Origin of the sequence: Pyrinomonas sp., assembly GCF_040289685.1 — a bacterium.
Classification (GTDB): Bacteria; Acidobacteriota; Blastocatellia; order Pyrinomonadales; family Pyrinomonadaceae; genus Pyrinomonas.
On the sequence record NZ_PSLQ01000048.1, the window covers coordinates 15,477 to 28,144 of the forward strand.

Annotated in this window: 11 protein-coding genes and 1 tRNA gene; 2 read left to right on the top strand and 10 right to left on the bottom strand. The window is 59.3% G+C overall.

Annotation, left to right across the window (positions count from 1 at the left end; genetic code table 11):
- The first annotated feature begins 14 nt into the window (after positions 1 to 14).
- Positions 15 to 1,244, top strand: a complete 1,230-nt coding sequence (locus C4334_RS10635; protein WP_352432064.1) for a type II secretion system F family protein — start codon at positions 15 to 17, stop codon at positions 1,242 to 1,244.
- 187 nt (positions 1,245 to 1,431) lie between these two features.
- Here the strand turns inward: C4334_RS10635 and C4334_RS10640 are convergent.
- The 3 genes from C4334_RS10640 to C4334_RS10650 all read right to left on the bottom strand — a co-directional run bounded on the left by C4334_RS10640 (position 1,432) and on the right by C4334_RS10650 (position 4,943).
- Positions 1,432 to 1,506: transfer RNA gene (locus tag C4334_RS10640), tRNA-Val, on the bottom strand.
- Between the two features lie 361 nt (positions 1,507 to 1,867).
- A complete protein-coding gene (locus C4334_RS10645; protein WP_352432065.1) occupies positions 1,868 to 3,802 on the bottom strand; it encodes an ABC-F family ATP-binding cassette domain-containing protein in 1,935 nt (644 codons plus the stop codon).
- 4 nt (positions 3,803 to 3,806) lie between these two features.
- Positions 3,807 to 4,943 carry a SurA N-terminal domain-containing protein gene (locus C4334_RS10650; protein ID WP_352432066.1) on the bottom strand — a complete coding sequence of 379 codons (1,137 nt, stop codon included), beginning with the start codon at positions 4,941 to 4,943 and terminating at the stop codon, positions 3,807 to 3,809.
- Between the two features lie 125 nt (positions 4,944 to 5,068).
- Between C4334_RS10650 and rpmB the strand changes: the two genes are divergently transcribed.
- Positions 5,069 to 5,263: a 50S ribosomal protein L28 gene (rpmB, locus tag C4334_RS10655; protein WP_352432067.1), complete on the top strand. Its 195-nt coding sequence runs from the start codon at positions 5,069 to 5,071 to the stop codon at positions 5,261 to 5,263.
- Here the strand turns inward: rpmB and C4334_RS10660 are convergent.
- From C4334_RS10660 to C4334_RS10690, 7 genes are all read right to left on the bottom strand, one after another.
- On the bottom strand, positions 5,260 to 5,652 hold the full coding sequence (locus C4334_RS10660) for a RidA family protein (RefSeq protein ID WP_352432068.1): 393 nt from the start codon (positions 5,650 to 5,652) through the stop codon (positions 5,260 to 5,262). The genes rpmB and C4334_RS10660 overlap by 4 nt on opposite strands.
- A gap of 115 nt (positions 5,653 to 5,767) precedes the next feature.
- Positions 5,768 to 7,969 carry a RelA/SpoT family protein gene (locus tag C4334_RS10665; protein WP_352432069.1) on the bottom strand — a complete coding sequence of 734 codons (2,202 nt, stop codon included), beginning with the start codon at positions 7,967 to 7,969 and terminating at the stop codon, positions 5,768 to 5,770.
- Between the two features lie 148 nt (positions 7,970 to 8,117).
- On the bottom strand, positions 8,118 to 8,963 hold the full coding sequence (locus C4334_RS10670; RefSeq protein ID WP_352432070.1) for a tetratricopeptide repeat protein: 846 nt from the start codon (positions 8,961 to 8,963) through the stop codon (positions 8,118 to 8,120).
- Between the two features lie 113 nt (positions 8,964 to 9,076).
- Positions 9,077 to 9,565: a biopolymer transporter ExbD gene (locus tag C4334_RS10675; RefSeq protein WP_352432071.1), complete on the bottom strand. Its 489-nt coding sequence runs from the start codon at positions 9,563 to 9,565 to the stop codon at positions 9,077 to 9,079.
- Positions 9,566 to 9,590: 25 nt separating this feature from the next.
- Positions 9,591 to 10,046 carry an ExbD/TolR family protein gene (locus C4334_RS10680; RefSeq protein WP_352432072.1) on the bottom strand — a complete coding sequence of 152 codons (456 nt, stop codon included), beginning with the start codon at positions 10,044 to 10,046 and terminating at the stop codon, positions 9,591 to 9,593.
- Between the two features lie 110 nt (positions 10,047 to 10,156).
- Complete coding sequence (locus C4334_RS10685; RefSeq protein ID WP_352432073.1) at positions 10,157 to 10,909, bottom strand: MotA/TolQ/ExbB proton channel family protein; 753 nt, start codon at positions 10,907 to 10,909, stop codon at positions 10,157 to 10,159.
- Between the two features lie 43 nt (positions 10,910 to 10,952).
- The gene (locus tag C4334_RS10690; RefSeq protein ID WP_352432074.1) at positions 10,953 to 11,750 is read right to left on the bottom strand and encodes an energy transducer TonB; all 798 of its coding nucleotides are present in this window, start codon (positions 11,748 to 11,750) and stop codon (positions 10,953 to 10,955) included.
- Positions 11,751 to 12,668: the final 918 nt, after the last annotated feature.

A 12,668-nucleotide genomic window follows, 5' to 3' on the forward strand; every position in this document is an offset into this window, starting at 1 on the left:
GAGAGGTAATCGCCATGCCCACATACGTGTTCAAGGGTCGCAATCGCCTCGGCGAAGTCATCGTCGGCGAGCGCATCGCCGACAATCGCGAGAGCTTGCGCCAACTGCTGCGGCGCGAGCAGATCATGCTCACCTCGGTCAAGGAGAAAGGGCGTGAGATCGCCGTCCCGAAACCGAGCAAACAGGGCAAAGTGAAGTCAAAGGAGCTGGCCATCTTCACGCGCCAGTTTTCGGTGATGATTGATGCTGGCCTGCCGCTGGTCCAGTGTCTCGACATCCTCTCCGAGCAACAGGAGAACAAGTTCTTCAAACAGACGATCGCGCAGATTCGCCAGGATGTCGAAGAAGGTTCGACGCTGGCGGCAGCTATGGCGCGCCATCCGAAGGTCTTCGACCCGCTCTACGTCAACATGGTCGAAGCGGGAGAAACGGGCGGCATCCTCGACCTCATCTTGCAACGTTTGGCGACCTACATCGAGAAGATCGTCAAGCTCAAAAGAGATGTCGTTTCGGCGCTGATCTACCCATCAGCCGTGATCGCGATCGCGATCGTCGTCATCGCCGTGATCATGATCTTCGTCATCCCGCAGTTCGAGAGCATCTTTCTCGGCCTGCTCGGTCCGGGAGAACAGTTGCCGCTGCCGACGCGCATCGTGGTCGGCATCAGCCGTTTCCTCGCCGGGTGGGGAGGGTTGTCGATCCTTTTGGCGTTGGGGGGTTTGGGCTTCACCGTCAAGCAGTACTATCAAACGCCGCGCGGGCGACGCCAGATCGACGCGCTGCTTTTGAAACTGCCGATCCTCGGCATCATCTTGCGCAAGATATCGATCGCGCGCTTTTCGCGCACGCTCTCCACGCTGCTCTCTTCGGGCGTGCCGATCTTGAGCGCGCTTGAGATCACAGCGCGCACCGCCGGCAACGTCATCATCGAAGAGGCGGTCTTAAAGATCCGCGATGCGATCGAACGCGGCGAGACTTTCGTTGAACCGCTCAAAGCGACGGAAGTCTTTCCGAACATGGTCGCGCAGATGGTCGGCATCGGCGAACAGACGGGCGCGCTCGACGCCATGCTCGGCAAAGTGGCCGACTTTTATGAGCAAGAGGTAGATGCGGCTATCGCCAACCTCTTGACGCTGATCGAACCCATCATGATCGCCTTCTTGGGCGTCACCATCGGCTCGATCGTCATCGCCATGTACATGCCGCTGTTTACGCTCATCGGCAGATTGGCACAGCAACACTGAAATGGCGATCATCGAAAAGGCAGAAACTACGCGATGAAGCGCCCAATAGATCTGTGCGCTTGTCGGAATCGAATTCTCTCTGCCGAACTCATGAACGCGGCTTTCCAGGCGAAGCGAACGCAAGGAGAGACGCGGTGGAGAAGCGACCGGACGACCTGCCTGTGAATGGATTGCGGAAGGCGGAGGATGGTAGGCGCGAGCGGATTTGAACCGCTGACCTCTACCGTGTCAAAGTAGCGCTCTACCCCTGAGCTACGCGCCTACGAGCAACTTGGGAATGTAGCAAAAGGGCGATTTCTCTGTCAAGAAAGGACTTGGATGGCAGAGCGCCTGGCTTTGGGGCGCGAATCAATTGCTCGATTCATCGTCAACGCTGTTTCATCTTTTCGGTGCGAAAGGCGCGTTCCGCGGCGGCCTCCGGTTTCTTTCGCACCGCGCCGATCGCCCCTGAAAGACGGCTCTTCAAGGACGTGCGACAGATCCGCTCCATCGGATTTTTGGGAAGGCAGACCCAACACGAAAGGCGGCACGTCTAGAGCGCACTAGGTGAAAGGAACTGGCGCGAGGCCGAATTCATCGAACGTTTGGGACTTCGGTTGAGCAAAGGGCATCTCTCGGCACAACTAGCGCGATCCGGCGGATGAGACGTCTGCGCCGCCAGCGACGCACTGCTCCCATTCCTCGTAAAGAACGCGCAGTCTATCTTCCAAACGTTGGTATTCGCCGCTCAATTCGCGCAGCCGCGCCGCATCGCGAACGATCTCCTCACGCCCCATCTCTTCAGCCAAGGCGACGAGACGCCCTTCGACCTCTTCGATCTCCTTTTCGATCGTTTCCGGATCGCGCCCGCGTGCCTCTTCTCGGGCCTTCCGCTCCCGAACGGCGCTCCTTTTCCCCCTCCTTTCCGACACGGTTGCGCGCACCGTTCCGCCAACCTCTTCCCCGACCTCTGCTTCTTGTGCCCGTTTCCAGTCGTGGTACTCGCTGTAATTTCCGATGAAGTGCTCGGCGCATCCATCGCCGCGAAGAGCGAGTATTTGCGTTGCGACGCGGTCCAAAAAGTAACGGTCGTGACTGATGACGATGATCGTCCCCGGATACTCTTCGAGCGCAGCCTCCAACGCCTCGCGCGACGGAATGTCCAAGTGGTTCGTCGGTTCATCGAGCAGCAGAACGTTGGCGCGCGAGTAGATGAGCTTGGCGAGCGCGAGCCTCCCTCGCTCGCCGCCCGATAGATCGGCGACATGCTTGTAAACATCATCGCCCGTAAAGAGGAAGCGCGCGAGAAAGGAGCGCAACTCTCCCGCCGTTGCGTCCGTTGGCGCGACGCGCCTTAGCTCCATGATCACTTCGTTGCGCGGATCGAGATCGTCGAGCTGTTGCGCATAGTAGCCGATCTGCACGTTGGCTCCCCAGCGCACCTCGCCGGCAAGCGGCGCGAGGCGACCGAGAAGCGTTTTGACGAAAGTCGTTTTGCCAGTTCCGTTCGGCCCGATGACGCCGAGAGCTTCGCCGCGACGCAAGATGAAATTGAGGTCGCGGACCAACGCGCGCCCGTCGTAACCGATAGCGAGGTTCTGCACGGTGAGCACCTGTGTTCCAGCGCGAGCGACGTCGCGTAGTTGGAAGTCGCCGCTTGTGCGCTCCTCGCGCACCTGTTCGACCCGCTCGAGCCGTTCGAGCATCTTGCGCCGCGACTTCGCCTGTTTGGTCTTCTGCCCAGCGATGTTGCGGCGGATGAATTCTTCGGTGCGCGCGATCAACTCTTGTTGCTGTTCGTAGGCGCGACGTTGCGCTTCGCGTCGCGCCTCGCGCTCGACGACAAAGCTCGAATAGTTGCCCGCGTAACTCACCGCCTTGCCGCCGTCTATCTCGATGATCCGTCGGCAAACGCGATCAAGGAGATAGCGGTCGTGACTGACGACGATGTAAGCCGCGGCATAGCTTTCGAGAAAGGCCTCAAGCCATTCAACAGCCGCCGTATCGAGGTGGTTCGTCGGTTCATCGAGCAACAGCACGTCCGGCTCGGATAGGAGCAGTCGCGCCAACCCCAAACGGTTTCGCTGGCCACCAGAGAGTTTCGCCGTCTCCAACGACCACATCTCGCGGCCAAAGCCCAGCCCCTGCAACACGGCTTCGGCGCGTGCGGCATACTCGAATCCGCCTTGGTGTTCGAAGAGCTGTTGCAATTCGCTGTAACGCTCCAACACGCGCTCCAAATCGTCCGCGCCTTCGGCCATGCGCTGTTCGAGCAAACGCATCTCGTGCTCGATGCGCTGAAGTTCGCCGAAGGCGGCAAGCGACGCTTCGTGCACGGAAAGGTCGGGCGCAAACTCGACGTGCTGCGCGAGCACGCCGACTCGCAAATTGCGCGCGCGCACGACCTCGCCTTCGTCCGGTGACTCTTCGCCAGCGATCAACCGTAGGACGGTCGTCTTGCCGGCACCGTTTCTGCCGACAAGCCCGATCCTTTCGCCAGGGTTGACCTGAAACGAGACGCCGCGTAAAACCTCTTGTCCGCCGTAGGACTTGCGAACGTCCGTCAGTCTGAACAACATGGGGTCAACGTTGTGGACTCGCCTGCGGACTCACGACGGGCGAGGCGGTCGGTTGTGCCGTCGCTTGCGGCGACGGGCTAGCCGCCGGCGCGGGCCTTATTCCGCTCAGATTGTTCGGGCTGCTGAGCATGTTGCGCGCCAAATGGTTGACGATCTTGGCCTCGTTCATCGCCACTTCAAGCAGCGCGGCGTTGAGCAGCGTGCGGCGCTGATTGATGAGCGCGTTTTTGATCTGGTCGCGCACGCCCGGACTATCGAGCGTTAGGTTCTCAGTCTGCAAGCGCTTGTCGGTGAGCTTGAAGATGTACCAACGACCGTTTGGGAACCGAATCGGCGGCGTGATGTCGCCGACCTGCATCGAGTTGAAGAACTTGTTGATCAAATCCGCAGGGAATCCGGCCTGCTTCAACTGTTCTTCAGTGGCGAAACCGATGTCGCCGCCGCGCACGTTGCTCGGATCTTCGCTGCGCGCGCGCGCGACAGTGGCGAAATCGGCGTTGCCGGTCTTGAGCCGCTGATATATCTCATCGATCTTCAACTTCGCTTCAGCGTCGTTTTTGGCATCGTCCTGATAACCGTTGTCTTGCGGATCAACGACGATGTTCGCCAGCCCGACGCCGCGCGCGTTGACGAACTGTTGCTTGTTGTTGTTGTAGAAATCTTCCACTTCGCGATCGCTGATCGTGATCTTGCCGATCACTTTGTCCTGCAGCTTCTGAATGGCGAGCTGTTTGCGCACCGTTTCGCGCAGCGCCTGCTCGGTCTGACCCGATTCGCGCAACATGCGCTGAAACTCCTCTTCGGTCAAGTTGCGCTGGAGCTTCTCGGCGCTGATCGCTTGCGTGATCTCGTCCTCGCTGGGCAACAGGTTCTCCTTCTCCGCACGCTGAAAGAGGACCTCTTGTTGGATCAACCCATCGAGCACCTGCAAACGGGCGGCGGCCAGCTCGAGCGGCGATAGCTGCGCCTGTTGTCCTCCGGTCTGTTGGCTGATGATGCGATCGACTTCGCTCAACATGATCTCTTTGCCGTTGACCGTAGCGGCGACGCCTTCAGCGCTGCCGCTCGTACGCCGGTTGCAAGCGATGCCGAGCGAAAGGATCGCCACGCAGATGAAAAAGATGGCTTTCTTTTTGTGCACAGTTTTCTCCTCGACTGACTGAAAGTTTCGTCTCCAATATCGCCTTGACGATCTTGAAATCGGTCTGTTATAAATCGAAGTTTCGTTTGATTTCCGCCCCGCGTGGCGTCTCGGAGGCAATCATCATGGCGAAAAGATGTGAAGTGTGCGGCAAGGGGCCGCAATTCGGGCATAACGTCTCCAAAGCCGGCAACCGCACCAAACGCCGTTTCGACCCCAACCTCCAAACGGTGCGCGTCGCGCTGCCGCAAGGGGGCACCCAACGCATGCGCGTTTGCACCCGGTGCCTCAAGGCGGGCAAGATCGCCAAAGCAGCTTAGCCAGGCGCGTTCTTCTTGGCGATGGCCTCGATCTCGACGCGCGCATCGCGCGGCAGGCGCGCCGCCTGCACCGTCGAACGCGCTGGCGGGCTGGTGGAGAAGAAACGCGCGTAGACTTCGTTCATCGCGTTGAAATCCCCCATATCCGCCAAAAAGACGGTCGTCTTGACGACATCGTTGAGCGACGCGCCAGCCGCCTCCAACACAGCCTTCAGATTGAGCAGCGCGCGTTCGGTTTGTGCCGCGACATCGCCCTCGATAAGCTGGCCCGTGCCGGGATCGAGCGCGATCTGCCCCGAGGTGAAGATCCAATCTTCGACGATGATGGCCTGCGAATAGGGGCCGATGGCCTGCGGCGCGTGCTTCGTGTGAACGCTCTCTTTCTGCATCTTCTCCTCGCGGGACGTCGAACAAACGGCGAATTTTAGCAGAAGCCAGTCACGACAGCAAAACCGCTCGCCCTCAACTCCGGCCCTTTTTCTCGCCTGTCCGTTCACTCGCGTTTCAAACAGCGCCGTTGACGCGCTCAACGTCGAGCACGCCGGGCACATTGCGAATCGCTCGGATCACGCGGTCGAGATGCTTGAGGTCAAAGACCTCAACCGTCACCTCGATGTGTCCGCGATTGTCAGGCGAGACGGTGGCACGCGCATCCCTAATGCTCGTCTTGATGTCGGAGATGGCGCTCGTGATTCCGGCTAGCATCCCCGTGCGGTTCTCCGTGATCGCGACGAGCTTGACCGGATAGACGGCGGATTCGGCCTGACCGGCCCACTCCACTTCGACGATCCGTTCCGGATTGGCCATCAATTGTTGGACGTTGCGGCAGTGGCGCGCGTGCACGACGACGCCTTTGCCGCGCGTGATATAGCCGACGATCTCTTCGCCGTAGATCGGATTGCAACAACGCGCCCGCGTGATCAGCAGGTCGTCCACGCCGCGCACCGCGATCGCATCATCGCCCATGCGCATCAAGCGTTTGACCGCTTGGACGCCTTCGCGCACGCTCGTCTTGAGCTTCGATTCCTTGCGCTGTTCGACCTCAGTGAACTTCTCCGGACCGAGGTATTTCGCCAGCACGTTGCGCGGCACCAGTTTGCCGTAACCGATGGCTGCCAGCAGATCTTCGACGCGCCCGTAGCCGTACTCGTTGGCGACGCGCTTGAACTCACCGTCCGCGTCGGCAAGCAATTTCTTGATTGAAAGCTGGAAGCGCGAGGCCTCTTTTTCCAGCAACTTACGCCCGATCTCGATCGATTCGGCCCGCTGCTGCTCGGCCACCCAATGGCGGATGCGGCTGCGCGCGCGCGACGTGACGACGAAGTTCAACCAGTCACGACTCGGATGCGCGTTGGGCGAGGTGATGATCTCGACGACGTCGCCGTTCTGAATCTGCGTGCGCAACGGCACCATGCGCCCGTTGATGCGCGCGCCCGTGCACGTGTGACCGACTTCGGAGTGGATGGCATAGGCGAAATCCACTGGCGTAGCGCCGCGCGGCAGTTGGATCACTTTGCCTTTGGGCGTGAAAGCATAGACGTCTTTCGGGTAGAGGTCGAGTTTGAGCGATTCCAAAAAGTCGCGCGAATCTTTGACCTCTTGCGTCCACTCGATGAGCGAGCGCAACCACTGAAAAGCTTCGTCCTCCTCGTGCGCGCCGCGGCGGCCTTCCTTGTACTTCCAATGCGCAGCGACACCCTCTTCCGCGATGCGATGCATCTCTTCGGTGCGAATCTGCACCTCGAAGGGCTGTCCCTCATCGCCGATGACCGAGGTGTGCAGCGATTGGTAGAGGTTATCGCGCGGCGTTGCGATCCAATCTTTGATCCTGCCGGGGATCGGTCTCCACGTGTTATGGATCACGCCGAGCGCGGCGTAGCAGTGGCGGATTTCATTGCCGGGAGTGATGATGCGCGCGGCGACCAGATCGTAAACTTGATCGAGCTCGATGCGCTGCAGCTTGAGTTTCTTCCAGATCGAATAGAGGCGTTTGACGCGCCCTTCGACGCACACGAACGGGATCTCGGCCTCGCTCAATTTCTCTTCGATGCGCGCTTTGACTTGATTGAGAAAAGCCTCGTGCTCGGGTCGCCGCCGCTCCAACTGTTCGGCCAGCGCGTTGTATTCCTCCGGGTGGAGATGTTTGAAGGCGAGGTCTTCGAGTTCGCCGCGCAGCCGCCCCATACCGAGACGGTGCGCGATGGGCGCGTAGATATCGAGCGTCTCCTGCGCGATGCGTTGCCGCTTCTCGGGCGGCAAGTAGTGGAGCGTGCGCATGTTGTGGAGGCGATCAGCGAGCTTGACGAGCACGACGCGCACGTCGTCCACCATGGCCAAGAGCATTTTGCGCACGTTTTCAGCTTGTCGCTCTTGGCGCGAAGCGTGGCTGATCTGCGCGATCTTGGTCACGCCATCGACCAAGTGGGCGACCTCGTCGCCGAAGTACTGTCGAATGGTCTCCAGATCAACCAACGTATCTTCGACCACATCGTGGAGCAAACCGGTCGCGACCGAGACCTCGTCGAGCCGGAGTTCCGCGAGGATGTTGGCAACCTCCAGTGGATGGATGAGATACGGTTCGCCCGAGGCGCGCGTCTGCCCGCGGTGGTGAAGCGCAGAAAAGAAGTAGGCGCGGCGTAAAAGGTCGAGATCGGCCTGCGGATGGTTCTGACGGACTTTTTCGATGACGTCTCCGATGCGAATCATAAAACGGGGCGACAGGGAACCAACAAAAATTGGATGTCCAAGCCCGACTTGAAGTTTACGCCGAAGCGCCCTGCTCACAAAAAATGATAGGCGAGGTCCGACCGCGAAGTCGAGCCTCGCCTAGGCGAAAGGGTCCGTGCGCGAGCGTTCAACTCGCTTTTTGCGCGGGCGATTTTTTCGCTTCCGCTTCGCGGCGGCGTCGCGCCTCCTCGTTCAGTTTGAGCGTCATCGCCTGCGCTTCTTGATACTGCTTGTCGTATTGCGCTCGTTTCTCGGCGTTGCCTTCCATCTCCGCAAGCTTGACCATTTCAAGCAACAGGTTGGTCTTGTAGGCCCAAGCCGATTCGCTTTTCGGATTGAGTTCGATCGCCTTGTTGATCAACTCCAGCCCCTTGGCAACGCACTGTTGCGCGCGCTCGAAATCAGCCGGATCCTTCGGTTTTTTGTACTGAATGACGGCTTTGCCGTCTTTGCTCACGGTCTGCTTGTTCTCTTGCTGTTCGGTGATCGTATAGGAACACTGCCACTGTTTGCTGGCCAATACTGTGTAGGCTTCGGCACGCTTTTCGGGCGAGAGCGTCTCGAGATTGGCGCGCTGTGTGATCCACTGTTGCTGCGCCTCGTCCTGCTTGATCGCGCCGTAAAGGTACGCGACGGCGTTGTAAGCCTCGTCGTTGTTCGGATCCTGCCCGAGCACCTTTTTGTAGGCTTCGATCGCCTCTTTCGCTTTGGCGATGTTCTCCGGCGTTTCAACGCCCGGTTTGTACTGCGCGTGAATGGCGCGCGCGGCGAAGAACTGTGCGTTCTTCTGATTCGGATCCAGTTCGAGCGCCCGTTCGAAATGCTGTTGCGCTTCGGCATACTTGCGCTCTCTGTAGGCGCGCGCGCCCTCGTTGATCTCGTTTTTGGCGCGAATGCGGTTGACCACGCTGCAACCGGAGACGAGCGTCGCACATGCGACGAGCAGGCCCAGTTTCGTGAAAAAGGGTTTCATGCCTCTTCCCTCGTGACTTGAAGAATTCACTATCTTTTCGGACGTTCGACCGCAAGAGCTTTCGGTCGAGAGACGGCTCGCGGTCGGAGACGAGCTATTCGCCGTTGTTACTGCTACTGCGCAAGATCGTCGATCTGTAGCCCAATGGGGCTCGCTCCTGCCCCCTTGACCGCATCGATCACCTTGACGACATCGCCGTAACGGATCGAGCGCGGGGCCTTGATGAAGACCGTCTTTTCGATCCGTTCCTCTTCGGGCAGATCGACGCGGTTCTCCATGCCGTAGCGGTAAGCGCGCTCTTGCCGCCGTTTCTCGAAGAGTTGTGCGAGCGTCGTGCTCAGTTTGCTCGTGTCGTTGATGGTCCCCATATCCTCGGTGTTCAGCTTTAGCTTCATGTCCTTATCAATGGTGACCACGAGCGTCAACGGGTTGGGTTTGACATCCCGTTGATTGGGGTTGGGTTCCTGTGGCACGAGCGCTTTGAAGCGGCTCGGTTTCAACGGCGTGATCACCATGAAGATGATCAACAAGACCAGCAGGATATCGATGAACGGAGTAACGTTGATGTATGGCTCGGCTTTGGTGCCGCTGCTCATTGCCATAAGGCCACCACTCTCCTTTCGCGCGTTACTGGGGGGCGCCCGCTTCGGTGCCGCCCTTCTTCTTCCGGTCGGCGACGAGTCCGATTTGATCGACGCCCGCTTGACGGATCAAGTTGATCACCTCGACGACGTTGCCGTAGCTGACCCCGACGCCGCTTTTGATGTAGACGATGCGTTCATCGCCTTGCTTGTCCTTCATCCGGCTCTCGATCTCGCTCTTGAGCGAATCCTTATCAATTCGCTCCTTGCCGATGTAGAACTCATTATCTTCCGGAATCGAGACGACCACGGAAGATTCTTTGATGATCGCCGGATCGACTTCCGGGTTGTTGAGGTCACGCGGAATGGCGACCGTGATCCCTTGCTGCAAGAAGGGCGTGATCACCATGAAGATGATCAAGATCACCAACATGATGTCCACCATCGGCGTGACGTTGATTTCGGACTGGAAGCCGCCGCTTCCACCTGCCTGCATTCCCATAGTTCACGCTCCACATGGCGGGCATACCTACACGCGGTCGCGCCGCAGCGCTCGCTGAAGAGCGCGGACTGCGACCGCGCATCCGGACGCCCGAAATCTGTACGACCGTCTTAGGCCTTCAACTGCTTCGTGCGATTCTTGATGAAGTAATCGATCAACTCCGACGCCGAGTTGTCCATCTCGACGATGAAGCCATCGACCTTACCGGTGAAGTAGTTGAACATCCACACGGCCGGCACGGCCACTGCGAGCCCGAGCGCCGTGGTGAACAACGCCTCGGCGATGCCGCCAGCAACCGCCGCGATGCCAGCCGATTCAGCCTGTTTCATGCCTTGGAAGGCGTTGATGATGCCGAACACCGTGCCGAACAGACCGACAAACGGCGCCGTCGAACCGATGGTCGCAAGCCCTGACAGACCGCGCTTGAACTCGTTGGTCTTGATGGCGATGGCGCGTTGCAGGGCACGCTTGGAAGCCTCGATCTCGTCGCCCGAAAGCTCAGGCGAGGCTTCGTGCGCGCGAAACTCCTGCAAACCGGCGCTGACGACCATTGCCAAGTGGGATTTCTTGTGCTTGTCGCTGATCTTGATCGCCTCATCGATGCGGTCGTTCTTGAGCGCTTGTGCCACGCGCGGCGCAAACTCGCGCGACTGCTTCTTGGCCGCCGAGTAGGTCAAGTAGCGCTCGACCATGATGGCGATCGAATAGACCGACATCAGAAGCAGGATGACGACCACTGTCAGGGCCACCCATCCCAAGTGCTTCAACATTTCGGTCACGGTGAATTGGGAGCTGAGGTCTTGCCCTTCCTGCAACAGCAAGAGAAGGCCGAAGGCTTTCGTTCCAAGCATGCTTACCAACATCGTCACGGTTAAGACCCTCCAGAGGTTTTATGTAGCTCGTGTCTCACTGGAGCACGAAGTTGTAGGTGATGATGCCCTGCACTTTGACCGGCTGCCCCGACAGCAGCGTCGGCGTAAAGCGCGCTCGATAGGCGGCCTGCACCGCCGCTTGACGCAACAACGGATGGCCGCTCACGGCGGTCGCGGAAACGACCTTGCCCGTCTCATCGACCAGCACCTGAACGTTGACCGTGCCGGACGCGCGCGCAGCCTTGGCCATCGGCGGGTACGCGGGTTGCGGCAAGCTGATCGCCTTGCCGTTCAATACGCCGCCCGATTGGATCACCTTCTTGGGCGTCGGCGTCGGCGGCGGTGGCGGCGGCTCATCGACCTTGACCACTGGCCCAGATCCGGTGCCGCCAACGACGCCGCCTGCTCCGGGCGGGCCCACTGGTCCGGTCGGTCCAACCGGATCAGTGTTGGTGCGACCGAGCGCCACAGGTGTATTCGGTGGCACAGGCGGCACCTTGGAAGCGACCGTGGACGGCTTCTCCGGAACCTTGGTCGGGTCCAGCGTACTTGAGATCAACTCCGTGCGCGTCGCCACTTGCTGTTGCGTCGTCGTGGTCGGCTTCGGTTGCTCCTGTGGCTGCTGTTCCGGCTGTTGCTGCACGGGCACGGGCGCAACCAACGTTACTAATTCCAAGTTTTGCGCGTCCAGACGCGCCTCGTACCAAAGAATGCTCGCGACAAATAGGCCGATGATCAGCACGCTGTAAATGATCACCGTTCCGAGCAGGAACGTACCCTTGCGCTGCAGATCCTCTTTGTGCGAGCCGGATTCGACCAAAACATCGAACATGGTTGATCCTCCCTCGTCTACCGGTGCCAGCGAATCAAAGGCGCTCGATCCCGGAGCAATAGATTAAATGCCGATGAGTCCAGTATTTAGTATTTGACGATATGGAGCGCCCAGTCCCTTTTCGGCAAAAAGCAAAAGTTTTTGGTCGAAGCTTGCAATGACGATCGGCAAGAAGCGGGCAGCGGGCGACGACCGAATCAGAGACTTCGACGGTCTCCCGACACCGCCGTGAGCCACTTCATACACAACTACGCCTAGGCGTTCAATTGAAGCGAACGCTCTTGGCGCACGTGAAAGCAGTTCGGTTGGCCAGCAACGTGCTTACTATATGCTAAGATTGGCGCGCAAGTCAAGCCGCCCCGATGCAGGCTGCGCCCTCAAGGCCGCCCGTGGATCGCAAGTTGGCAAGATCACATCGCTTCTTGCGCGCTGATTACGAGTCGACTTTGCAAGCTATGCGGCACGACGATGGGGCCTACATCTTATCGCAACGAGTCTTACGGGCTGATTGCAAGTTGGCTTGTCACGATGATCTATCACCAACTCGCCGGGCGGGTATGGCTCCCGCTCGCCGATCGCAATTCAGCAGCGCCCGCTCAGCGCAAAGCGACGCGCGGGCTACGAGTTGTGGCCCACGACAGGAAAACCCCCAGACCGGACGTCACCTTCGCGAAGTCTCAGAGATGGCCATCTGACTGCCAAGGGAGTCATCACATCGAAGCGCACGAGGAACCGAAGCTCGCCAATGGGCAGAGCTTTGCAACCGCGTGGCGAAGCGCGTGAGGAATTAAAGCGTTCATCTAATGGCCGTGCAACACGTTGCGAGGCAGAAAACCCCAGCTTTACGCAATCGCTCATCGAAGCGTTTAGAAAAACGGGGGAGCGCGAGTGGGCTGTAATCCCCCTCAATTCATTGAG